Source organism: Microbulbifer sp. S227A, assembly GCF_049800935.1.
The window spans coordinates 15,565-39,806 of record NZ_JBNAFZ010000009.1; the positions used below are offsets into that span (position 1 = coordinate 15,565).

Below are 24,242 nucleotides of genomic sequence, written 5' to 3' on the forward strand. Positions count from 1 at the left end.
GTCGCTGGCGACCAGCCCCATACAGGCGCAGCCCCTATGTACCGCAAGCCCGCTTCAACCGCTCGCCGCACCGGCAAACGTTTCACCCACACACTGCTCTGCACCTCACTGGCCGCTGCCATCAGCGCTGTGGCGCAGGCGCAAATGAGCGAAAGTACGAGTGAGCCAGAAACATCCGCCGCCGCGAAGCGCCCCAACCTGCTGGTGATCCTCGCCGACGATCTCGGCTACACCGACCTCGGCGCATACGGCAGCGAGATCGAAACCCCCAACCTGGATGACCTCGCGCAACAGGGCCTGCGCTTCAGCAAATACCGCACCGCGCCCAGCTGCGCACCGACCCGCGCCATGCTGATGTCGGGCGTCGACAGCCATCGCGCCGGCGTCGCCAATATCGCCGAAGCACTGACACCGGCACAGTCGCACTCGCCCTTTTACCAGGGGCACCTGCGCAAGGACGTGGTGACCATCGCCACCCAGCTCAAGGATGCGGGTTATCACACCTACATGGCGGGCAAGTGGCACCTGGGCTACAAGGATCCGGCGTTGCGCCCGATCAACCGCGGCTTTGAACAAACCGTCATGATGCCGTATTCCGGCGGCGACAACTGGTCCGACAAAAGTTACCTGCCGCTGTATGAAAAAACCCTGTGGTTTGAGAACGGCGAACCATTTGAACTGCCGGAAGACTTCTATTCCTCGGAGTTCCTGGTAGACAGGGCCATTGCGCAGATCGACAGCAACCGCGCCGACGGCAAGCCATTCTTCACCTACTTGCCATTTATGGCCGTGCATATGCCCATGCAGGCCCCAAGGAAATACACACAGAAATATCTGGAGACCTATCGCCAGGGCTGGGACCCGATCCGCAGCCAGCGCCAGCAAGCGGCGAAAGCGAGGGGACTGGTGCCCGCCGATGCGGCGATGAAGCACATGAACACCACCGCCGAGTGGGCGACGCTGTCGGAAGAGGAACAGCGCTACAACGCCAAACGCATGGCGGTGTATGCGGGCATGGTCGATGCCATGGATGTCCACATCGGCCGACTGCTGCAGTACCTGAAAGACATCGGCGAATACGACAATACCGTTATCGTCTTCACCTCCGACAACGGTCCCGAGCCCAATGAAATTACCGGCCCACAGCGCCTGCTGATGCTCAAGCTGCTGGACTACACCGACGACTACGAAACCCTCGGCGAAAAGGGCAGCTTCGCCACCATCGGCCCGAGCTTTGCCAGCGCCGCTGCCGCGCCCCTCGGGCACTACAAATTTCACTCGGGGGAGGGCGGCATGCGGGTACCGCTAGTGGTCAGTGGCCCAGCCGTTGCCGATGTCCTGCGCGGACAAATCAGCCACGCCACCGCCTATGTCAAAGACCTGGCGCCGACCCTGCTGGAACTGGCCGGGGTTGCCGACCACCGCGGCCAATACCGCGGCCGCACTGTGGAGCCGATGACCGGTCGCAGCCTGCGGCCACTGCTGGAACAGCCCAGTACAGCGGTATACGGCCCCGAGGACACCATCGCTTACGAAATCGGTGGCAATGCGGCACTGATCAAGGGAGATTACAAGATCACCTTCAACCGCGGCCCCAACAACGATGGCCAGTGGCACCTTTACCATATCGAACGCGACCCTGGTGAAACCACACCGCTGGAACAGCAGGAGCCGGCACGCTTTGCCGAGCTGCTGTCCGATTACGAAGCCTATGTGCGCGACAACGGCGTACTGCCGGTACCGCCGGACTACAACCAGCGACGCCAGGTAACCCGCAATGCCGTAAGGCAGCGCTTGCCGCAGATCGCCTTTGCTGCCGGACTATTACTGGCCGGCGTCGCAACGCTGCTGCTGTGGCGCCGTCGCCGCCGGGGCTAGCGGGACGAAAGTACAAACCGAAGAGCACAAAAAAGCCGGCAGCTTCCCGCCGGCTTTTTTGCGTCTGCATGCGCCCATTGTTGGACCCAACACTCACACTAGATCAGCTCCACACCTCAGAACTGGTAGCTGACCGTAGCACCAATGGTGCGCGGCTCGGCGAGCCAGTCCTGCTGGGCGCCGGTCATCGCTGCGGGCACGGTGCGCAGGTAGGAGTAGACATCGTTGGTGGCGTTTTTCGCCCACAGGGCCGCATCCCAGCTTTCGTTACGCCAGCCGGCACGCACATTGACAGTCTCACGGTCCTGCACGAAATCCGGTACATCCGGGTTCACGAGGTGATCCGATGCGTAGTTGTAGTCGGTACGCAGGTAGGCGGCACCATCGGCTACCGGCGCCATCAGGGTAGCGGCCAGGTTGGAGGTCCAGCGCGAGGCAGGGAAGACATCGTTATCCAGGTACTGTACGCCGCCGCTCAGCTTCAGGAACTGCCAGGGTGCCGCGGCAAAATTCAGGTCCACGCCCTTGATCGTGCCTTCGTCCTCCTCATTGGCGACATAGGTACCCAGGCCAATGGCCTGCTGTCTCAGGTACTGCAGGTCATCCACCAGCATATGGAACGCGGTGGCATTCAGCTCCAGCTGGTTGTCGAACAGGCGCGACTTGATACCCAGCTCGTAGTTGGTGGTCTGCTCGTTATCGTAGGTGCGCTCCGCACCCGCCCCCGCCACGCCGTTGAAACCGCCGGACTTGTGGCCAGTGGCGATAGACGCAAACACCATCACATCCTCATTGACGAAATGGGTCAGGCTCGCCATGCCGGTGACACTTTCATCCTCGAGACTGAAGCTGTCGTCCACCGGCGCATAAAGTGCAGACACCAATGTCGGGATAGGCATGGCCGGCACCCCCGGCCCAAAGGCACCGGCGGGGATACCGGTTGCGGTGGAATCAGCCCGCACATACATGTCCGCGGACTTTTCCTCTGCGGTATAGCGCAGGCCAACGCTGGCCTCCCAGCTGTCGGAGAAGGTATAGGTAGCCTGCCCGAAGGCCGCAAAGGTATCAGTCTCCCAGGTATTCTCCGCTGTGGCGCTGTCACCGGGGCGCACCAGCATGGCAAATGCCTGCCCCAGCGGATGCACTTGAGTGCCCACGGTGAGGATGTCCGAACCAAAGGTCGCAATCGGCTGACCATCACCGCGGCCCAGCTCCTCGTGACTGAAGTAGAGGCCCGCCAGATACTGCAGCGGTCCGTCCAGGTCGCTGCTCAGGCGCAATTCCTGCACCAGGCTCTCGCCACGGTAGCTATCATCCACATAGTAGAGGTCGAGCTCGGTGCGATCGCCGTCAAAACTGCTCGCCCATTCGTAATCGTTCCAGGCGGTGATGGAGGTGAGAGTACCGAACGAAAGGTCGTAATCCACCACTGCGCTCAGCGCATCGGCCGAGAGGGTAAACGCCAGCGGGTAATCGTTGTTGCTGTAGTAATCCAGCGGATCGTTTTCGGGCACTTCCAGGCCCTTCATCTGCAACACGCTGGCCATAGCCGGGCTGATGGTAGTGTCGGCGCCACAGCAACTGGAATCCCGTTCTACATGGCTGGCAATCAGGTTCACACTGAGCGCATCGGTGGGCTCCCAGGCAAATTTACCGCGCAGGTTCCAGTCAGACCGGTCGTTCTGGTCCGGGCCGGTACCACTCTCCAGCCAGCCATCGCGCTCGTGAACAGAACCGCTCAGGCGGTAGCCGGCTGTGTCGCCAATCGGTGCGCTCACTGAGGCAGTGTACTTCTGCAGCCCGTAATCGCCGGCGGACGCTTCCAGGCGCGCTTCAGACTCCTGCATGTTCACGCCACGGGTAACGATGTTGAGCACACCCGCATTGGCGTTCTTACCATACAGAGTGCCCTGCGGCCCCTGCACCACTTCCACCCGCTCGATGTCCACCAGGTCCGAAAGGCCGAGGCCGGAGCGACCCAGGTAAACCCCATCGACCACAACCGCCACCGAGGCCTCCAGCGAAGGATCGTTCTGGTTGGTGCCCAAGCCGCGGATGCGGATACCAGCCGCAAACGGGCTCAAATTGCGGTTAACCGTCAGGCTCGGCACCTGCACAGCCACATCCTTTGCATCGTCGATGCCCGCCTGCTGCATTTCTTCGGCGGACAAGGCGCTCACCGAGACGGCAATGTCCTGCACGCTCTGCTCGCGCTTGGTGGCGGTAACGGTGACTTCTTCGAGTTCCGCCCAGGCAGTGGTGGCGGCGCTGGCGAGGCCGACCGCGAGCGCGGTCTTGGTAAACAGTTTATTGATCGGCATGGGTTCTCTCCCAGATCGCTGGATTTTTTATTGTGAATTGGCGAACAAGCCTCACCCAGACCACCGGTGATCCTAATCGCCAACTATTGTCATAACTTGCGACATCAATTTAATGCTAGCCAAGTCGAGGGATTGAATGCAAGGCAAATCGCGGACAGCCGAATAAATCGGCACAACTTGTGTCACTTCTACCCAAATGAAGAGAAACTGTTACCCAGCTATTACGGAAAAAGGCGCAGAACGGAGCAGGCGGACTGCATTGGTGCAGCGGTCGTATGCACCAATCAGTTAGCAGTCAGTTAGCAGTTACCTGAAAGGGAGAAAGATTCAGGCAGAAACAGGGTACATCAGGGAAGCTGAAGAAAGCGGGTAAAAGGAAGGTGACAAGCTCAGGTGAGCAAATCCTTCAGCAGCCCCTCAACGACCCTGCCACAGGCCTTATCAGAGAGCTTCTGGTGCCGGGAAAGACGCTCGTAAAATTCAAACGACATAATTGCATCCACGGCCTCGCGCTTGTCCGCAGGCAACTGCAAAATTTCCGGCAGGCACTTTTCCAGGTTCTTGCGCATCTTGCGCACATTGGATGCATAAACGTCGGAGATGACCTGCGAGCGCCACAGCAGGCTCCACGTCGCCCGCTGCAGCTGGATCAGCTGGGCAAAGGCTTCCATGCGACAGCGCACCGAACCGGTCAGCCGCTCCTCAAGGGAACCCTCCACCGGCATTTTATTGAACAGGGCTTCATACACAGGACGCACCTGCGAATTGAGTTCCGCGTACAGCAGCTCCATTTCGGTGAAGTGCCGGAATACTGTGCGGATGGAAATACCAGCCTCATCCGCCACCTGCTGCGCCGTGGGGATATAGATTTCGCGCTCCATCAGCGCGAGCATCGCGTCAATAATCTGCTGGCGGCTACGCACACTGCGCAGGGCACGACCATCTACTTTGACTTCCATAACGTCCCCGTTTCCTCTTTGAACTTGCCACCACCCATAATTCGGCGCGATATTGTGCCACAGCATACCCTGACGACCTATTCACCGCACAATTTCTCCAGCACCCAGTCATTCTCCCGAATTCGAGCTACCGGTACTTGCTTCTTGCGTGACGAATTGCACTTGGCGAATCAAGTATTGGCATATATAGTGCCATTATATTCATAAAACATAAAGGACCTGAAAATGGCGAGCTGCACTGAACTCTGGGTCGACCGCAAGGACTTCCGCAAGACACGCACGGTCGGTGAACAGGACCTCACCGCCGGGGACGGCCAGGTACTGGTCGCCATCGACAAGTTTGGCCTCACCGCGAATAACGTCAGCTACGCCCTGTCCGGGGAGATGATCGGCTACTGGGGCTATTTCCCTGCGGAAGGGCAATGGGGCAAGGTGCCGGTGTGGGCCTGCGGCACAGTGGTCGAATCCCACAGTCCCGAGGTCCCCGTTGGCGAGCGCCTGTGGGGCTTCTTCCCCATGGCGAGCCACACGGTACTGACTCCGGGCAAGGTGCGTGAAGACCAGTTTATGGATATGGCGGAGCATCGCCAGGCCTTGCCCGCCATGTACAACGCCTACCGCCGCACCCAGGCGGAGCCAGACATCCTCACCAAGCTGGAGAATGAGCGCTGCCTGCTGTTCCCGCTGTTCGCCACCTCCTTTGTACTGTACGACTACCTCATCGACAACGCCCTGTTCGGCGCCGAGCAGGTAATCATCGGTTCCGTCTCGTCCAAGACCGGCTTCGGCCTGGCGCACCTGCTGCATCGCGATAGCGAAATCAGCGCCAAGGTGGTGGGCGTGACGTCCGCCCGCAACACCGCGTTTGTGCGCGACCTGGGTTGCTGCGATCAGGTGGTGAACTACGGCGAGGAAAGCCAGATCGACGCGAGCCTGCGGACCGCCTATATCGACATGTCCGGTAACGTCACCCTGACCCGCGCCCTGCACCAGCATATCGGCGACAACATTGTCGAGAGCGCCATGGTTGGCGCCAGCCACTGGGAAGGCGGCGGTGCTGCCGGCGACCTGCCCGGGGCCAAACCCACCTTCTTCTTTGCCCCCGGCCAGATCGCCAAACGCGATAAGGAGTGGGGGCCCGGTGCGATGATGCAAAAAGCCATGATGGCCAGCGCCGAGATCGCCACGGCCACCAGCGGCAACCTCAAGGTCGAGTGGCTGCACGGGCCCGAGGCCCTGGATAACGCCTGGCAGCAACTGCTGGACAACCAGGTCGGCGCCAGCCGCGGGCTGATGGTTTCACTACTCGACTGATTGCTTATGAAACGCTATTCCTGCGTACTGCTGGCCGGCACCAGCGCCGCCCGACGCATCCGTGAGGAGGGGCTGCACCAGCAGCAGTTCTCCACCCTGATCGGCGCCTCCGGTGGCCCCAAGTGGCTGGCGATCAGCCACCTCGACCGGCTGCTGGCAGGCGAGTTTTTTGCCGGCCGCAACACGCCAATCACCAGTGTCGGCTCCTCCATCGGCAGCTTCCGCAATATGTGTTACGCGCTGAAGGATGCCCCCGCGGCTATTGGCCGGCTCGAAGATGCCTACATCAACCAGCAGTATGAATCGGACAACCCTACCCCTGCGGAAATTACCGCGGTCGGCGAACAGATGGTGCTCACCGCCCTGGGCCCAACCGGCGCCCAGCAGGTAGCAAACAACCCCATCTGGCAGAGCCATTTCGTGACCGTGCGCGGACGCGGCCCGCTGGCCAGCGAAAACCGCGCGGTACTGGCGCCGGTGTTGATGGCATCGGCCATGGCCAATGCGGTGTCGCGCCGCACATTGCGCGCCTTCTGGGAGCGCGTGGTCTTCCACGCCGGCAAATCTGCGTCGGTGCAGTTCGACAACCTGCGCACCGTCAACACCCGGCTGTCCGAGCACAATGTATCCGATGCGGTACTGGCAAGCGGTGCGATTCCGCTGGTCATGGCGGGAGTACAGAATCCCCACGGCGCACCGGCGGGCAACTACCGCGACGGTGGTATTACCGACTACCACTTCGACCTCGCTTTCCGGCACCCACAGGGCCTGGCCCTGTACCCGCATTTTTTCCCGTATATGGTGCCGGGCTGGTTTGATAAGTCCCTCAGCTGGCGCTGGGTGCGCGGTGGTGCGATGGAAAACACCTTGCTTGTGGCGCCGTCACCGGCCTTCGTCGCCAGCCTGCCCTACGGCAAAATTCCCGACCGCGACGACTTCCGCCGCCTGACCGAAGATGAACTGCGTAAGTACTGGAACACCGTGGCCGATATGAACCGTCGCCTCGCCGACGATTTCTTCGAACTTTGGCAAAGTGGCAACCGCGGCGCGCTGGCCGATCACCTGATCGAAGTTGGCCGCGACGACCTGCCACACAAACTCGACCGGGTCACTGCGGCCTGAACCAGCCGCATTTTGACGCGGCAATAATAATCAACAGGAGAGTTAACGCCCATGATCGATCTCTACACAGCCCCAACGCCCAACGGGCACAAGGCATCCTGCACGCTGGAAGCGCTGGAGATTCCCTACGAATCACACTTTGTAAATATCGTTGAAGGCGAGCAGAAAAAACCGGAATTTCTGGCCATGAACCCGAATGGTCGCATCCCGGTCATCGTTGACCGCGCACAGGACAACTTCGCGGTATTCGAGTCCGGCGCCATCATGGTCTATCTGGCGGAAAAGGCCGGCAAGCTGCTGCCCACCGACAGCAAGGGCCGCACTACGGTCATGCAATGGCTGATGTTCCAGATGGGCGGCGTCGGTCCGATGATGGGCCAGGCCAATGTGTTCTACCGTTATTTCCCGGAGAAACTGCAGCCGGCGATCGACCGCTTTCACAATGAATGCCGGCGCCTGTTCGAAGTACTGGACACGCGGCTGGCGGAGCGCGAATGGCTCGCCGACGACTACTCCATTGCCGACATTGCCAACTGGTGCTGGGTGCGCACCCACAAATGGTCCGGTGTATCGGTAGAAGGCCTCGAGCATCTCAATCGCTGGCTCAGCGCCATGTACGAACAGCCCGGCATGCAAAAAGGCATTGCAGTGCCGTTCAGCCTCGGCAACCTGCTCGACGACGAAAAAGAGCAGGAGAAATTCAAAACCGGCGCGCGCAAAGCGCTGCAAACCTAATTGGGGAACACAACATGATTCAGGTCTACGGTGTGCACGGCTCACCCTTTGTCCGCAAAGTTTTGATCGCTCTGGACCTCAAGGGCATCCCCTTCAAGCTGATTCCGCAAATGCCATTCAGCGGCGACGCGGAGTACCTAAAAATCAACCCCCTCCGCAAGGTCCCCACACTGGTGGATGGCGACCTGACCCTGGGGGACTCCAAGGTGATCTGCCAGTACCTGGAAGCGGCCTACCCGGAAACACCACTGTATCCGCAAACCGTGGCTGACAAGGCCAGGGCACATTGGTACGAAGACCTGTGTGGCGGGCGCGTTTCCGAACTCGCCGCGGGTATTTTCTTCCAGCGCTTTATGCGGCCACTTGCGTTCAAGCAGGAACCGGACGAAGCAAAAGTCGCAAAGATCATCGACCGCGACCTGCCGCCGCTACTGGATTACCTGGAGAGCCAGATTCCCGCAGAGGGTTTTGTATTCAGCGACTTCTCCATGGCGGACCTGTGTATTGCCAGCCCGTTCTTTAATGCCAGCTACGCCGGCTACGATGTCGATCCAGCGCGCTGGCCGGCACTGGCGGGTTTGATTGAGCGAGTGAAGGCACTGCCGGCCGTTCAAAAAATTCTGGAAAAAGAAGCACGGGTTCTGGGGCTGAGTTAAACAGCTATACCAGGCGTTACTAACGCACCCGATGAAACGTGAAGCTAAAAATATAATTTGCCAGCGTTTGATACGAGTAGACGGCTCTACCCAACGGAAAAAATATGCAAGAGAATAAAGAAATCCCGGCCAACATCGCACACCAACAGAAGCTGCACGAAGAAAGTAAACAGCTCCACCGCGGCCAAGAGGATCACTACCGCATCTGGCAGGCACAGGCTTCGCCCTACTCCTACAAAGTCATGACCTTTATGAACTACAAGGGCATCCCTTATAAGAAGGTGGGCGCCAACCATATGGAACTCGAGTGGGCAAAGAAAGTGGCCGGACAATCCATTGTCCCCATTATGCTGACACCCGATGATCAGGTGATGCAGGATTCCACTCCGATTGTGATGCATCTGGAAGAAAAATTTCCGGCAGTGGAAACCGTACCGCACGATGCGCGCCTCGCATTCCTGATGTGGCTGATCGAAGAGTTTGCCGATGAATACATGCCGCGCATTCACATGCACACCCGTTGGGGCAATGAACAGAACCGGGCCGCCGTGAGCCACCGCATCGCCAGGGGTTTCACCTTTGGCAGTGCCGACATGGAAGCCAAAGACCTGGCGCCATTCCTGGTGGAACGCCAGTCCGGCTTTAACCAGCACCTGGGTCTTGTGGGTGACGAGGTGCGTGCCAGCATGGACCAGCAAGTTGAAGATCTGCTGGCGATACTCGAACAACACTTCAAGCACCATCAGTTTTTGCTGGGATTCAAACCGTCAGTCGCGGACTTCTCCCTATACGGGCCGCTCAAGGTGCACCTGTATGAAGACCCCCGCTCCAACGAAATCATGGAAGTGAAGGCCCCGCGCACCTGCAACTGGATACAGACCATCACCGACCTGGGGGATACCCGCGGCTGCGCCGGCCAAACCGAGTTCGGCGACTGGATCGACTTTAATGAAGGGTTGCCAGACAGCCTGCTGGCACTACTGGGCTTTATCGGCAAGACCTACCTGCCATTGGCAAAAGCCACCGCGAAGGCCTGCATTGCCCGTGAAAGGCACTTCGAGGAAACCATTTACGGCGCAACCGCGTCCTTCAGTGCGCATCAATACCGCGCCTGGAGCTTCGAGCAGCTGCAGTTGCGTTACGAAGCACTTACCGATGGCGAAAAAGCGGACCTGAGCACCGCACTGCGCGACGCGCAGATAATGCCCGGATTGATCGGCGATGGAATCCTCCACAACAGCCTGTTCGACGGATTCACCCCGCCCTTTATCAAAGATGGTATCCCTGACGCGCGTATTAAGCGCATCAAGGAGAAGGCCGCGCAGGCCAATGCCACCTGATGCGTATCCACTGTTATGCCATTCCCTGTAGCGAATAACGAAGTAAAATTCCATGTTTGATATTCATGTAGAACGTATTATCGACAAAGACATTAATACCGTATTCGAAATACTCGCCGACCACGCGGCGTATGCACGCTTTCGCGGAGTAAACGGTGCAAAGCTTCTGGAGCCCGGGCATACAGAAAAAAATGGCGAGGGAGCGCTGCGCCACATTGACCTGGGCGCGATAAAATTTGCAGAGCGCATTACCTGCTTCGAGCGCCCCTACCGGCTCGATTACAAGATCGAAAAATCCTCGCCCCTGCCATTCAACCACGATATCGGCAGCGTTACCCTGAGCGAGGTAGAAGGGGGGACCAAGGTCACCTGGATTTCCAGAGGTTCCATCAACATCCCTGTTCTCGGCAAACTCTTTCTCGGCCCCCTGTTCGAGCGCAAGGGGCGCCAGGGCTTTGGCTCACTACTCAAGCAAGTCTCTGCACTATGAAGCCGCTTATTCCCGTATTGCTCTGTGCCGTCGCCCTGACTGGTTGCGGCAGTAGTTCTGATAACAACGCCGACAGCAGCATCAACGACAGCCCGGATAAATACGGTTTCAGCGCACCCACCGCAGCGACCATCCGCGCGAATGCCGATGTGCTGAACCAACTGCCGTTTGCCAATCAGCAGGACTTTGCCGATGCCCGCCGCGGCCTGATTGCCAGCGCTGACAAGCTTCGGATTGATGGGCCCGGATCCGGCCCCGTGTGGGACCTTACCGCCTACGACTTCATTCAGGGCGACGCGCCCGCCAGCGTCAACCCCAGCCTCTGGCGCCAGGCCAAACTGAACAATATCCACGGCCTGTTTGAAGTCACCGAGGGCATATATCAGCTGCGCGGCTTTGACCTCGCCAACATGACGCTGATCGATGGGGAAAAGGGCTGGATCGTTGTCGATCCGCTCACCTCCAAAGAAACCGCCCATTACGCCTTCGAATTTGCCATGCAGCACCTGCAGCGCAAGCCAATTTCTGCGGTTATCTTTACGCACAGTCACGTGGACCACTTTGGTGGCGCCACTGCACTGGTCTCCGCCGAGGAGATCGCCAGTGGCAAGGTGGACCTCATCGCCCCCGAAGGCTTTATGGAAGAAGCCACCAGCGAGAACTCCATGGCCGGCATGGCGATGTATCGCCGCGCCCTGTACATGTATGGCAAGCGACTGCCACGTTCCGAGCGCGCACATGTGGACACCGGCCTGGGCAAAGAGCCCGCGCTGGGCTCCAGCAGCGTGTTACCACCAAATTATCTCGTCACTGAAACGCCGCAACAGCACGTGATTGACGGCGTGCCTTTTGTCTTTCAGAACGCACCCCATTCGGAAGCCCCCGCGGAACTGACTTTCTACCTGCCCGAGCACAATGCATGGTGTGGTGCCGAACTGGTTTCACAGCAGATGCACAACGTCTACACCCTGCGCGGTGCCAAGGTGCGCGACAGCCTGAACTGGAGCAACACCATCGATGATGTGATCCAGCGCTTCGGGAATGCGGAGATTTATTTCGGCAGCCACCACTGGCCGATCTGGGGCAACGCGCAGGTGGTGGACTTTCTCAAAAAGCAGCGCGATGTTTATAAATACATTCACGATCAGACAATCCGCATGGCCAATGCCGGCCTGACGCCACGGGAAATCGCCGAACAGATCCAACTCCCCGCGTCGCTGCGCAATAACTTTTCCACCCGCGGTTACTACGGCACCGTCAGTCACAATGTGAAAGCGGTGTATCAGTTTTATTTCGGCTGGTACGACGGCAACCCGGCCAATTTAAATCCGCTGCCACCGGTAGACTCGGCGAAAAAGACCATCGAATTTATGGGCGGTGCCGATGCGGTATTGAGCAAGGCGCAGCGCTCTTTTGACGATGGTGAATATCGGTGGGTGGCAGAGGTGCTCAACCACCTGGTCTTCGCGGAACCCGATAATGACGACGCCAAAGCCCTGCTGGCGAAAACCTACGACCAGCTGGGGTATATCGCGGAATCCGGCCCGTGGCGGGACGTGTACCTGAGCGGTGCCTATGAGTTGCGCCACGGCGGTCCCGAGCACGGCATGGATCTGGCGCTGGCCGCCGAGCAATTGCAATACATGCCCCTGCCACGCTTTCTCGACACCATCGCGGTGGGCCTGGACGGCCCCAAGGCCGAGGGCGAAAACCTGACCGTTAACTTCGTTTTCCCCGACCTCAACCAGAGCTATGTACTGCAGGTCGAAAACGCCGTGCTGCATTACTGGCAGCGGCAACCCGACCCCAACGCGAATGCCACGCTGACCCTGACCCACGACTTGTTTCTGAGACTGTTGACCCGGCAGGCGAGCGCCAAGGAAGTGCTGTTTTCCGATGAGCTGGAAGTTACCGGCAGCAAGCTGGACCTGATCCGGTTCTTTTCACTGTTCAGTATGGCCGATGGGAAGTTTGATATCGTCACTCCGTGACGTCATCAACATTGAAGAGATAGCCAGGAGGACACCATGAAGTGGCCATTACAAAAAGCGCTGTACCGCACTGCACATGCGATTACCAAGCCACTGGTGAATCTGATCAGGGTACCGGTTCCGGAATTGGTCACCGGTGCCGGGAGCGTTACCCAGCTGCCGCTGCTTACCCAGAAGCACGGTGTAGGTCGCGTATTACTGGTCACCGACCAGGGCATCACCCGGCTTGGCCTGGCGGATGCGCTGGTCAAGGCACTGGAAGAAATTGGTATTGGCTGTAGCGTGTTTGACGGTGTGCAGCCCAATCCCACGATCGAGAATATCGAGGCCGGGGTGGCGGCATATCAGCACAATCGTTGTGATGGCATTATTGCCTTTGGTGGTGGCTCGCCCATGGACTGCGCCAAGATGATCGGCGCCCGCGCCAGCAACCCGCGCAAACCAGTGATGAAAATGCGTGGGGCGTTCAAGATTGCCCGCGCACTGCCACCGCTATTTGCAATCCCCACCACCGCCGGCACCGGCTCCGAGTGCACCATTGCCGCGGTGGTTTCCAATCCGCAGGCGCAGGAAAAATTCGCAGTCACCAGCCTGAAGATCGTCCCCCGCTACGCGGTGCTGGACCCCGAGCTGATGCTCGGCCTGCCGCCACACATCACCTCCAGTACCGGCATGGATGCACTTACCCATGCCATCGAGGCCTATATCGGCAGATTTGGCACACCGTTTACCGACGAGAATGCCGAGAAAGCGGTAAAGATTATTTTCCAGGATCTCGAAGCGGTGTATCTGGACGGTAGTGATCTGGATCGACGCAACAATCTGGCCCAGGCCTCCTACTTTGCAGGGCTCGCATTTACCCGGGCACTCATTGGCTATGTACATGCCATCGCACACAACCTGGGTGGCATGTACGGGGTACCTCACGGCCTCGCCAATGCCATCGTGCTGCCGCACATCCTGGATTTCTCGCGCGCGGACTGTGAGCACAAGCTGGCACGCCTGGCGATCGTTGGCGGGCTGGGGGATGCCAGTGAACCGACAGCAGACCTTGCCATGCGCTTTATCGAAAAGGTCCGCGATATGAATCGCAACATGGATATTCCCACGAAGGTAGCGCAATTGCAGGAAAACGACATTCCGCAGCTTGCGCAGCGCGCCCTCAAGGAAGGCAACCCGGACTACCCGGTACCCACGCTGATGAACCAACAGCAGTGTGAGGCGCTTTTGCGTAAGTTATTGCCATCCGTTGAGAATCCTGCCGGATAAATTAGCCGGCGCATTCGAAAAAAATCAAAGCAACACCACTACAGGACTACCGATGTCAACGCGCGTAAAACTCTGGCTATTACCAGCCCTGCTGTATGCCCTTTTTGTTTTCTGGTACACCGATTTTTCCGGCCCGCTCAGTGACGCAGAAGTAGCAAAGATCACCCGGGCACTGACCGACAACGACGTGTCCGCAGAACGGGTGGATGAGCTGGCGCGCTTTATGCGTGAAGACAGCGGCCGCCAGTTCCTGATGGTCAATGCGATCCACAATAATGCCGAGCCACCAGCGGTGGAAGGCGCACCGGCCAACGCAGACGCCGATACCCTGATGGGGCTGTACCTGGAACATATGCTGCCGGCACTCGTGAAACGGGCCAGCCATCCGGTACTTATGGGTGATGCCGTATTCCCGGTGATCGACCTTATCGGACTCGAGGGCGCCGAGGAGTGGACCAGTGCCGCCATCTTCCGCTACCGCAGCCGGCGCGATTTTATGGAGGTCATCAGCAACCCGGTATTTCTCGGCCGCCACGACTTCAAGACCGCAGCACTGGAAAAAACCATCGCCTACCCAATCGAACCCAGCCTGTACCTGGCTGACCCGCGCCTGCTGCTCGGGCTCATCCTGTTTTCTCTGACGGCACTGCTTGATCTGCTACTATCTGCCTTTGCCCGACGCGGCAACAATATGAAAAATGCAACGCGGGAAAATCAAGCCGGAGCAACAGCGACGATTTGAATACCTCTTGTAGCGGATAAAAAGAAGAAGATTGTATGAGCGAACTTTCCCCCATCGACAGCCGGGTCTCCACCCGCGCCTTCAAAGACACACCGGTGCCCCAGGCGCTGCTGAATGACATATTCACCCGCGCGCAACAGTCACCGTCCAACTGCAACGTGCAGCCATGGCAAACTTTCGTCGTCTCAGGCATCAAGAAAGACGCACTGAAGCAGCGCTTTATCGAAGAGCTGATGAAAGGCGAGGGGCCCAAACCGGATTTTGACTGGTCGGTGAAGTACGCCGGCGTCCACCGCGAGCGTCAGTTTGGCTCGGCCAATGCCCTGTATTCCGCGATGGGTATTGCGCGGGAGGACAAGAACGCTCGGCAGATGGCGATGGTGCGAAATTGGGAATTCTTTGGCGCACCGCACGCGGCATTCTTTGTGATGGACAAGTACCTCGGCATCATGGGCGCGGTTGATATCGGCATTTACGCGCAAACCCTGGCACTGCTATTGGAAGAGCATGGACTCGGCAGCTGCTTCCAGGGTGCCCTGGGGCAGTTCCCCGCGCCCGCCCGGGAAATGTTCGGGCTGAGTGAAGATCAGGGTATTCTTTTTGGTATGTCATTCGGCTACCCGGACGAAACTGCAGCCGCGAACACCGCGCGTACCGAGCGGGCAACACTGTCTGAGGCCGTCACTTTTATCAGCTAGGCCAATAACGTTAGCCACGAAAAACTTTTAGCGAACGCGCTGCAGTCCCGGCACCTGCCACTCACCACTCAGGAATTCATCGCCAGGCAAATACAGGCGCATCGTTACCGCAAAAGTGCCGTCCGGTGCCGGCAACCAGTTAGCCTGATTTTCTGGCGGACTAAACTGGATAAGGATGTCCAGGGAGCCGTCCTCGTTGTATTGCAGGGAGTCCCGGTCGCCGATCGTATAGCGGTTAATGGGATTGTCGACCAGGAAGCCGTCCTCGTCGTACATGGTCAGCGACCAGAACGCATCCACCGGCGGCGTCTGCCCGGCAGGAAAATGCAGGCGGTAACGGTTTGCGCCGAGCAATGGGTTACCCTCAACATCGACTTCGGCGTTGGGGTAGGCCGCCTCTTCCGGGGGCAAGGCACCGAGGCCAATAACTGCCACCGCCATACGCAGACCATAATCATCGCCGTAGCGCCCGAGTTTAGAACGCCAAACGGCCCAGCCATTTTCCAGCGCGCGCGGACCATTTACCGCAGACAGTACCCGGTTTTGTGCAATCTTGATTGCCCTGTCCATCAGCAGTGTCTGCAACGGATTCCAACGCTCTTTTACCTCGTTGCTGCCAGGCGCAATTCCCAGTGTACGCAGACCCATCACAGCCACTGCATCCTGCGCGAGGGTTCGTTGCTTCTGCAGTAATCTATGTACCAGTGCGAAATATTCTGTCGCGGACATCGCCATTAGTTCCGCAGCGGGGTCTGTTTTAGCGGATTGCGTATTGGTTTTTGCCGCCTGCCCATTATGGCGCGCCCCGGCCACCCACTTGGCCAATGGCGTGAGGAAAACTTCCCGCTGTAATTCGCGCACACTGGGGATGTCGGAGCGACCGTTGGTCTGGATGCGACCAATAATCCACACGCCGTTGGTGGGCGCGGTAATTTCCCGTACACCGGCGGGCACCGTGCCCTGCCAGTCCGGCCCCGCAATCAGGTAACTGCCGGCGCCGGTGCCGGTGCTCCCTTTGCCAACGGTGGCAAATACATTGGTCCACATATCCATCAGTGGCATGACGTACTGGCGGCCGGCGGTGTCCGGCACGTCCAGCACCAGCGGCCCGGTGGATAAATCCAGCCAGGCAATACTGTAGAGCGTGTCGTTATTTGGACGCACCACGTTGCGAAAAGTGTGGTCGGGAAAAGACTGGATATGGCTGAACTGGTTGAGGGTAAAGCCATTACTGACCATCGACTCGCGCGTAAGCGCCATCAGCGCGAGCGGATAACTGTACACATAGGCCTGAGCGGTCTTTTTGACCAGACTCAGGCCGTATAACACTGGCCCGCCCAGTAGTACGATCAGGGCAGACAACACGAGCAGCGTTTTTTTCATGACAACGCTTCCAGCAGGGAAATAGCTCCGGGTCTCAGACACATTCTTTTAAACAAACCCATCGAGTAACGCCTCACAACCGGTGCCATCCAGGACTCCCAGCACGCGCTGCTGGTCGGCTTTCGCCAGCTGCGTAAACTCCTCGCGCAGCCAACCCAGACACTTGGCCTGGTATGGGAACGCAGACTGGGCCCAGCGCTGACCGTCGATCTCGCATTCCCAGGTATTTTGACCAGCCCGGAGGGCAGCTTCATTGGCGAGCTGTGCCGGCACATAGGTGCGGCCAATTTCATTCAACAACGGGCGCAAGGTCGGTGGAAGGTCCGCGAGGTCGTTCCACCGTGCACCGGCAAGGTCGAGGCCACTCTGGTCTTCCATCAGGCTGGTCCAGGCAACGACCCGGGGCGCCAATTCAAGGGCGATGTGTCGCGGCGTTGGGTCTACACTCACCAGCTGCGTGAGCTGGCCGTACAAGGCGAAGTCGCCAGCACCTGGCCTGGTGCCGAGCATATACGGCTGGCTGGCCAAATGCGCGTCCATTACCTGCAGGAAGCGGCGGTAGCTGACCTCGATTACCGGTGCGGTCTGTTCGCTGGAGCCCACCACACCAAGGCGGCCGATCTGGCGCTCGGACAGCATTGTTTTCATCTGCTGCAACATGGCATCCGACAGGCTCACCGAGTAACCCAGCGGAAGCAGGTTACCCGCGTGACCGGCATCGGCGGCAAAGTGCCAACGGTAGTGAAACATAAACTTGGTTACCCACTCATCGGCATAGTCCTCGAGCAGGTAATCGATAAACGCCAGCGCCGGGTCCTGCGGCAACACGGACCGGTCTGAATACAGGTGCTCAAGACGGCGAATCAAGGGGGTAGAGTCGCACAGCGCCTCTGGCTGAGGGTGAGGGTGAGGGTGAGGGTGAGGCTGCTCATCGTCACCCGGCAACAACAGTACCGGTAACAGGGCGGGCTTGGGCACCGCCACCCCTAAAGATTGCAATGCCTCGCGGGGGTCCCCCCAGGTCACCCGGTAGGGAATCTGCCGGTAACGCATCAGCGCCACCATCTTGCGACTGTAGGGCGAGCCAATGTGGCCGAATATCTGGATCGGGTCGATGTTACTCACTCGCTTTCTCCAAGGTTTCCTATATCAGTAACGTCCCACAGACCAAACCACTGCCGCAGAATCAGGCCAAGCGCGCCGACAGCCAGCGATCCAGCGAAGGCGACAGGCGCTTCAGCCACCAGACCCAATGCGTCGACCGGTGCGGCAACAGCATAAACGTATTTTTGTATACTGCGCGGTAGATCATCTGCGCAATATCCGCGGCGGACAGCGGTGAAGCATCCATGGTTTTGCCAATGCCGGCCTTGGTGCGGTCATTGTTGTTTACCATGGAGTCCAGTAGCCCGGTGCGGAACAGATGCGGGCAAACCACGGTCACACCAATACCGTCAGGGGATAGTTCCGCACGCAGGGTTTCCGACAAGCTGACCACCGCCGCCTTGCTGGCGTTATAGCTACTCATTTTTGGCACCGAGGCGATGCCCGCGATCGACGCAATATTCACAAGCTGGCCACCGCCCTGGGCCTTCAGTGCCGGTGCAAACACCTTGCAACCGCGCACCACCCCCAGGGTGTTGATGTCCAGCAAACGCAGCCAATTGTCGATGGGTTCTTTCTCGATGCGCCCGGCACTGGCAACGCCGGCATTATTCACCAGCACATCCACGCCGCCCCAGTGCTGCTGGCAGGCGCCCAGCAGGGTTTCAAAGTCGGTTTCCTGGCGCACGTCGCAGTGCTGATAGAAGGCCTCTGCGCCGAGGGTTTTGAGCTCCCCTACCACCGCTTCGCCTTCCGCCTCACGCACATCCGCCACGGCGACGCGCCAGCCATTGCGGGCAAAGCACAGTGCCAGTTCGCGGCCGAGGCCGCCGGACGCGCCGGTAATCGCAATGCGGCGCTCGGCGAATGTATTCTTATTCGTGCTGGGCATACTTTTACTCGATTATTCTATTTTTTACTTTTCTATTTTTTGGGCAACCCATCTGCGCCTGGCACTACGCGGGATCGCTTGCGGCCTCGGTGGACTGGTGCACTTCGAGGAACGGCAGTATCTCCGCCACCAGTTCCTCCGGTTTATCTTCCTGGATAAAGTGGCCACCGCCACGGATGATCTTGTGCGCCTGGCCGCGGGCGCCCGGCACATGTTTCTGCAATGTTTTTTCAAAACCGCGGGAGACCGGGTCACGATTGCCAAACAGGGTCAGGAAGGGCTTGTGAAATTGTTTCAGGCCGGCCCAGGTTTCCTTATTCAGCGGTACTCCCGGGTTATCCGGATGGATCGCAATAAGCTGCGGAAACTGCAATATACCGGCTTGGTAACGGCGCGCCGGGAAGGGTGCCTTGCGGTAGGCATCGAACTTCGCCTGATTGAACTCTTCGCACTGGATTGTGTTCTTAAAGGCGATTTTCCACGGGAAGGACGGCATCCAGCGCATCACGGCCAGCCAGATATCCAGGTAGCGGTTGCCGCCCTTGCCGGTGGGCACGCCAGTATTACTGGCAATGACGCGATCAAAACGCTCTGGGAATTTGGCCACCAGGTGCAGACCGATGGTGCCACCCCAGTCCTGACAGAACAGGGTAATGTTGCGCAGGTCGTTGGCGAGCAGCCATTTTTTCATCCAGTCCATGTGCCGTGCGAGGGTGTAATACTGCTTGCGTGCGGGCTTGTCGCTGCGCCCACAACCTACCAGGTCCACGGCAATAACCCGGCGCCCGCTCTGCAGCAGCCCCGGTATCATTTTGCGGTACAGGTAGGCCCAGGAAGGGTTGCCGTGCATCAGCAGGATCGGTTCAGCATCCCGCGGCCCTTCATCCACGTGGTGAATACGAATTTCCGTTCCATCGTCGTCGAGGATGGTGGTGTAGTGCGGCGCAAAGCCATAGCCCGGCAGGTTTTCGAAGCACTCGTCGGGCGTGCGCAGTATGTCCATCATTATTTCAATCTCGCGTATTTTTTGTCACACCAGCTTCAGCATCAGCTTGCCGTGGTTTTCACCGCGGTAGAGCATGTCCACCGCCTGTGGGAACTGCTCGATACCCTCGACAATATGCTCACGGAACTTGAGCTTTCCCTGCTTCTCCCAGGTCAGCAGCTCCACAAACGCCGCAGGCATTTGCTTGAGATAATCGCGCATGGTGAAACCCTGCATCAATCCGCTCTGAGCGATCAGCTGCATGTAATTGCCCGGCCCCACCATATTTTCCAGCTGCCCGTACTGGGATACCGCACCGCACAACACAATGCGTGCATGCCGGTTAATACGCGCGAGCACCGCATCCAGGGTTTCGCCACCCACACCGTCAAAGTAGACGTCGATACCGTCGGGAGCGGCCGCGCTCAGGGCCGCGCCGAGACTGCCCGCGCGATAATCGATCACCGCGTCCAGCTCCAACTCCTCGCGTAGATAGCGGCACTTGTCCGGCCCGCCGGCAACACCCACCACACGGCAACCCTTGAGACGTGCAATCTGGCACACCACATGGCCAACCGCGCCGGCTGCAGACGACACGACCACCGTCTCGCCCGCTTGCGGCTTGCCAATATCCAGCAGGCCAAAATAGCCGGTAAAGCCGGTCATCCCCAGGCCGCCCATATAGCGGCTCAGCGGCGCCAGTTGCGGGTCGACTTTGCGCAGTGTCCTGCCATCCAGGGTGGCGTGGGTCTGGATACCGGTAAAGCCGGTACAGAAATCCCCAACCTGGAAATAGTCCGTGCGCGAAGCGATTACCTCACCGACCCCGAAGCCGCGCATCACCTCACCCTGCGGTACCGATTCGATATAGCTGCGCTTGTTGGTAATCCAGCCTTTCATGGCCGGATCGATGGATAGATAGTGGAGCCGGATCGAGACCTCGCCTTCCTTTGGCTCGGGCAGCGGGTCGTGACTGAACGCCCAGGTTTCCGCCGTTGGTAGGCCGGTGGCGGGCTTGGCGAATCGCACCTGTGTTACCTGCTCATTCATTGGAAATGCCTCTTGTCCGGGTTGCGGCTGGCGGGTGTGGGCCCGCGCCGACTTTGCATTGACTTGTGAGGCCAGTTTCCCCTATTGTCATAATTAGTGTCAATTCAATAGATTGACCGAATCGAACAGATTAGCAGGCATTCCCGCCGGCATATTGCACAGGGGTTGAGTATGGGTTCACATGCAGTCTGGATTATTGGCGGCGCACTGCTCACTTATGGCCTGTTCCATTACTGGTATGTGGGCTTTGGCAAGCGCGTAGCGCCGGAATTGCGCGAGCGCCTTAAATTAGCCATGGAAAAAACGGACATACCCGCGTTCCAGCGGTCCAATATTTTGCAGTTTCTGGAGCGGGACGACGGCAAAGATTTTGTGATGGTCAACCTGCTGGAACTCAAGCAGCCGCGCGCAGAATCCCGCAAAAAGCTGACCGCATACTCGAAGATTTTCCTGGGGCGCCTGCTCCGGCGCGCCGGCCACCCGGTAGCAATGGCTACCGCTGCCTCCGGCAAGATCGAAAGTGTCAATGTGGCCCCGGAGCGGGATTGGGGCGTGGCCTTTCTGGTGCGCTACCGCAGCCGCACGGACTTTGCAGAGGTGATGCTCGAGACCCTCGGTAGCGAGCATCACGGGCTCAAGCTCGACGCGCTGGCCCGCACCATCGCCTTTCCCGCGGCGCCCTGGTCACTGGCCGGTGGCCCGCGCGTTCTGGTACCACTGCTGATTGCCCTGTTGGCCACGATCGCGCTCTACATCAACGCACTTTAATTCTGGGCCTGAAGGCGCCCGCCCGAGAAAGCACAAAACCGAAATACAGAACAAAAAAACGACCACGGACCGCCCATGAAGAAACTCGCCATTACCCTTGCCCTGCTCGTGGCCGCCGGCTATGTCGGCTGGCAGAATCGACTCGACCTGCTGCTGTGGGCGGCCCCCAAACTCACCGAGCTGCGCACCCCCGTTGCCCCCAACCAGCCGGTGAACTGGCAGCAGGGGCCAGAGGTGGCCACACAGTCACCGGCAGAGCGACCGCCCAACATCATCCTGATTCTCGCCGACGACCTGGGCTTCAATGACATCTCCCTCACCAATGGCGGCGCCGCTGATGGCAGCCTGCAGACGCCCTCCATCGACAGCCTCGCGGCCGCGGGCACCCAGTTCACCAACGGCTATGCCGCCAACGCCATCTGCGCACCCTCCCGCGCCAGCCTGATGACCGGGCGCTACTCCAGCCGCTTCGGTTTCGAGTACACCCCGATCTTCAAGCTGGGACCGCGGATTTTCCAATGGATGGAAGATCTGGAGCCGAGCGATCCACCGGTGCTGGTGGACCTGGACGTAACCGCCTCGCTGCCACCCATGGAAGAGCTGGGGATGCCGGCAGAGGAAGTCACCATCGCCGAGGCGCTCAAGCAACAGGGCTACTACACCGCCCATATCGGCAAGTGGCACCTGGGCACCGGTAACGGCATGCGCCCGGAAGAACAGGGCTTTGACGATAGCCTGTATATGAAAGGCACCTTGTACCAGCCCGCCGACCACCCAGAGGTGGTGAATGCGCGGGTGCACGGCGATGGTATCGACAATATGATCTGGGCGACCGGCACCTACGCAGCACAGTTCAACGGCAGCGAGCCCTTTGCCCCGGAAGGCTACCTCACCGATTACTACACCCGCGAGGCGGTCAAGGTGATCGAAGCCAACCGCAACCAGCCCTTCTTCCTGTACCTGGCCCACTGGGGCGTGCACAACCCGCTGCAGGCGTCGCGCGCGGATTACGAAGCGCTGTCTCACATCAAGGATCACCGCCTGCGGGTCTACGCGGGGATGATCCGCGCCCTCGATCGCAGCGTAGCCAAGATCAACGCCGCACTGGAAAAGCACGGCCTCAGCGACAACACCCTGGTAATTTTTTCCAGCGACAACGGCGGCGCCGGCTACCTTGGCCTGCCGGACCTGAACAAGCCCTATCGCGGCTGGAAGCTGTCGCACTTCGAGGGCGGGACCCATGTACCCTTCCTGATGCGCTGGCCGGCACAAATTCCCGCGGGCGGCACCGTCACCGAACCGGCACATCACATTGACCTGTTCCAAACCATCGCCGCCGCCGCAGGCGCTCCGGTACCCGACGACCGCAAGCTCGACGGCATCGACCTGCTGCCGACCATGCGCGGCGAGGTCGACGCAAACCTGCAGCGCCCACTGTTCTGGCGCCAGGGCCACCAGCAGAGCGTGCTTTCCGAGGGCTGGAAACTAATCCGCGCCGCGCAACCGGACAAGCCCGGTGCCGGCCCGCAGAAGTTCCTGTTCCACCTCGCGGCCGACCCCACCGAGCAGCGTGACCTGAGCGCGGAACAGCCGGAGAAAGTCGCCGAACTGGAGGCGCTACTTGCGGCACACAACGCCGAACAGGTACCGCCGGCATGGCCCAGCGCATTGCAAGCGCCAATCCTGATCGACAAGACCACCAACGAAGTTACCGAGGCCGGTGACACCTACCTGTACTGGCCCAACTAAACACGCACTGGAAAATTTGGAAGCTTGACCATGAGTAACAACAAAACCGTACTGGTGACCGGAGGCTCCTCCGGCCTCGGCGCACAGTTCTGCCGCACTCTGGCCGCCAACGGCTATACCGTGGTTGCCGCCGCGCGGCGCCTGGAGCAACTGCAAACCCTGTGTGCAGAAATTGAAGCGGCCGGCGGCAAGGCCTATCCGCTGGAACTGGATGTCACCGACCTGGGCGCCCTCGCCGGTGCCATCGACAAGGCGGAGGCCGTCGTCGGCCCCATCACCTGCCTGGTCAACAACGCCGGCAGCTCGGTGAGCAAGAAAGCCGTAGACATGACCCCGGAAGATTTCGATTTCGTAGTGGACCTGAACCTCAAGGCCCCGTATTTCCTCTGTACCGAATTCGCCCGCCGCTGGATCGCCAATGGCATCCAGGGCCGCATTGTGAATGTGGGCTCCGTCTCTGACCGCAAGGCAATGCCGGGACATACCGTGTACGGCACCACCAAGGCCGCCATCGCCCGCCTGACCCAGCAATTTGCCCGCGAGTGGATCAACAAGGGCATTTGCGTAAACGCACTGGCACCGGGCTATATCCGCACCGAACTCAATGCCGAATACTTTGACAGCCCCGCCGGCCAGGCGGTAACCGCGTTTATGCCGCGCCGCCGTGTGGGCAAGCCCTCCGATCTGGACAAGGCCATCCTGTACCTGTGCGAACCGGACCAGGAATTTTTAACCGGCCAGGTACTGGCACTCGACGACGGCCAGTGCCTCTAATCCGGCACGGCGCTTACCCCAA

General features: G+C 59.4%; 21 protein-coding genes. 14 read left to right on the top strand and 7 right to left on the bottom strand.

What is annotated here, in order from left to right; genetic code table 11:
- The first annotated feature begins 36 nt into the window (after positions 1-36).
- Positions 37-1,878, top strand: coding sequence for a sulfatase-like hydrolase/transferase (locus ACP15R_RS19395; RefSeq protein ID WP_424987879.1), 1,842 nt, complete (start codon positions 37-39; stop codon positions 1,876-1,878).
- A 116-nt stretch (positions 1,879-1,994) separates the two neighbouring features.
- On the opposite strand, the gene ACP15R_RS19400 is transcribed toward ACP15R_RS19395, so the two are convergent.
- Both ACP15R_RS19400 and ACP15R_RS19405 read right to left on the bottom strand, forming a co-directional pair.
- Positions 1,995-4,199 (bottom strand): TonB-dependent receptor, encoded by a 2,205-nt coding sequence (locus tag ACP15R_RS19400; protein WP_424987880.1) that lies wholly within the window; start codon positions 4,197-4,199, stop codon positions 1,995-1,997.
- Positions 4,200-4,588: 389 nt separating this feature from the next.
- The gene (locus ACP15R_RS19405; protein ID WP_424987881.1) at positions 4,589-5,158 is read right to left on the bottom strand and encodes a TetR/AcrR family transcriptional regulator; all 570 of its coding nucleotides are present in this window, start codon (positions 5,156-5,158) and stop codon (positions 4,589-4,591) included.
- Positions 5,159-5,383: 225 nt separating this feature from the next.
- On the opposite strand from ACP15R_RS19405, the gene ACP15R_RS19410 reads away from it, so the two are divergent.
- The 10 genes from ACP15R_RS19410 to ACP15R_RS19455 all read left to right on the top strand — a co-directional run bounded on the left by ACP15R_RS19410 (position 5,384) and on the right by ACP15R_RS19455 (position 15,515).
- Complete coding sequence (locus tag ACP15R_RS19410; protein WP_424987882.1) at positions 5,384-6,472, top strand: DUF2855 family protein; 1,089 nt, start codon at positions 5,384-5,386, stop codon at positions 6,470-6,472.
- 6 nt (positions 6,473-6,478) lie between these two features.
- On the top strand, positions 6,479-7,594 hold the full coding sequence (locus tag ACP15R_RS19415) for a hypothetical protein (protein ID WP_424987883.1): 1,116 nt from the start codon (positions 6,479-6,481) through the stop codon (positions 7,592-7,594).
- A gap of 51 nt (positions 7,595-7,645) precedes the next feature.
- A complete protein-coding gene (locus ACP15R_RS19420) occupies positions 7,646-8,329 on the top strand; it encodes a glutathione S-transferase family protein (protein WP_224868477.1) in 684 nt (227 codons plus the stop codon).
- A gap of 14 nt (positions 8,330-8,343) precedes the next feature.
- A complete protein-coding gene (locus ACP15R_RS19425; RefSeq protein WP_224868476.1) occupies positions 8,344-8,985 on the top strand; it encodes a glutathione S-transferase family protein in 642 nt (213 codons plus the stop codon).
- 104 nt (positions 8,986-9,089) lie between these two features.
- Positions 9,090-10,325: a glutathione S-transferase family protein gene (locus ACP15R_RS19430; RefSeq protein WP_224868475.1), complete on the top strand. Its 1,236-nt coding sequence runs from the start codon at positions 9,090-9,092 to the stop codon at positions 10,323-10,325.
- 52 nt (positions 10,326-10,377) lie between these two features.
- Complete coding sequence (locus ACP15R_RS19435; RefSeq protein WP_224868474.1) at positions 10,378-10,815, top strand: SRPBCC family protein; 438 nt, start codon at positions 10,378-10,380, stop codon at positions 10,813-10,815.
- Positions 10,812-12,806 (top strand): alkyl/aryl-sulfatase, encoded by a 1,995-nt coding sequence (locus ACP15R_RS19440; protein WP_424987884.1) that lies wholly within the window; start codon positions 10,812-10,814, stop codon positions 12,804-12,806. The genes ACP15R_RS19435 and ACP15R_RS19440 overlap by 4 nt, the downstream gene beginning before the upstream one ends.
- A 36-nt stretch (positions 12,807-12,842) precedes the next feature.
- Entirely contained in the window at positions 12,843-14,075 is a 1,233-nt protein-coding gene (locus tag ACP15R_RS19445) for an iron-containing alcohol dehydrogenase (RefSeq protein ID WP_424987885.1), read from the top strand.
- 52 nt (positions 14,076-14,127) lie between these two features.
- Positions 14,128-14,817: a hypothetical protein gene (locus ACP15R_RS19450; protein WP_424987886.1), complete on the top strand. Its 690-nt coding sequence runs from the start codon at positions 14,128-14,130 to the stop codon at positions 14,815-14,817.
- Between the two features lie 35 nt (positions 14,818-14,852).
- Entirely contained in the window at positions 14,853-15,515 is a 663-nt protein-coding gene (locus tag ACP15R_RS19455; RefSeq protein WP_424987887.1) for a nitroreductase, read from the top strand.
- A 27-nt stretch (positions 15,516-15,542) separates the two neighbouring features.
- On the opposite strand, the gene ACP15R_RS19460 is transcribed toward ACP15R_RS19455, so the two are convergent.
- The 5 genes from ACP15R_RS19460 to ACP15R_RS19480 form a co-directional block, all read right to left on the bottom strand.
- Positions 15,543-16,898 carry a DUF1254 domain-containing protein gene (locus tag ACP15R_RS19460; protein WP_424987888.1) on the bottom strand — a complete coding sequence of 452 codons (1,356 nt, stop codon included), beginning with the start codon at positions 16,896-16,898 and terminating at the stop codon, positions 15,543-15,545.
- 48 nt (positions 16,899-16,946) lie between these two features.
- Entirely contained in the window at positions 16,947-18,023 is a 1,077-nt protein-coding gene (locus ACP15R_RS19465) for a glutathione S-transferase N-terminal domain-containing protein (RefSeq protein ID WP_424987889.1), read from the bottom strand.
- Between the two features lie 61 nt (positions 18,024-18,084).
- Positions 18,085-18,894 (bottom strand): SDR family oxidoreductase, encoded by an 810-nt coding sequence (locus tag ACP15R_RS19470; protein ID WP_224868467.1) that lies wholly within the window; start codon positions 18,892-18,894, stop codon positions 18,085-18,087.
- Positions 18,895-18,958: 64 nt separating this feature from the next.
- Entirely contained in the window at positions 18,959-19,900 is a 942-nt protein-coding gene (locus tag ACP15R_RS19475) for a haloalkane dehalogenase (RefSeq protein WP_224868466.1), read from the bottom strand.
- Between the two features lie 24 nt (positions 19,901-19,924).
- Complete coding sequence (locus tag ACP15R_RS19480) at positions 19,925-20,929, bottom strand: NADP-dependent oxidoreductase (RefSeq protein ID WP_224868465.1); 1,005 nt, start codon at positions 20,927-20,929, stop codon at positions 19,925-19,927.
- Positions 20,930-21,100: 171 nt separating this feature from the next.
- On the opposite strand from ACP15R_RS19480, the gene ACP15R_RS19485 reads away from it, so the two are divergent.
- From ACP15R_RS19485 to ACP15R_RS19495, 3 genes are all read left to right on the top strand, one after another.
- Entirely contained in the window at positions 21,101-21,697 is a 597-nt protein-coding gene (locus tag ACP15R_RS19485) for a hypothetical protein (protein ID WP_224868464.1), read from the top strand.
- A gap of 75 nt (positions 21,698-21,772) precedes the next feature.
- Complete coding sequence (locus ACP15R_RS19490) at positions 21,773-23,446, top strand: sulfatase-like hydrolase/transferase (protein ID WP_224868463.1); 1,674 nt, start codon at positions 21,773-21,775, stop codon at positions 23,444-23,446.
- 30 nt (positions 23,447-23,476) lie between these two features.
- Complete coding sequence (locus tag ACP15R_RS19495) at positions 23,477-24,220, top strand: SDR family NAD(P)-dependent oxidoreductase (RefSeq protein ID WP_222231341.1); 744 nt, start codon at positions 23,477-23,479, stop codon at positions 24,218-24,220.
- The last annotated feature ends 22 nt before the right edge of the window (positions 24,221-24,242 follow it).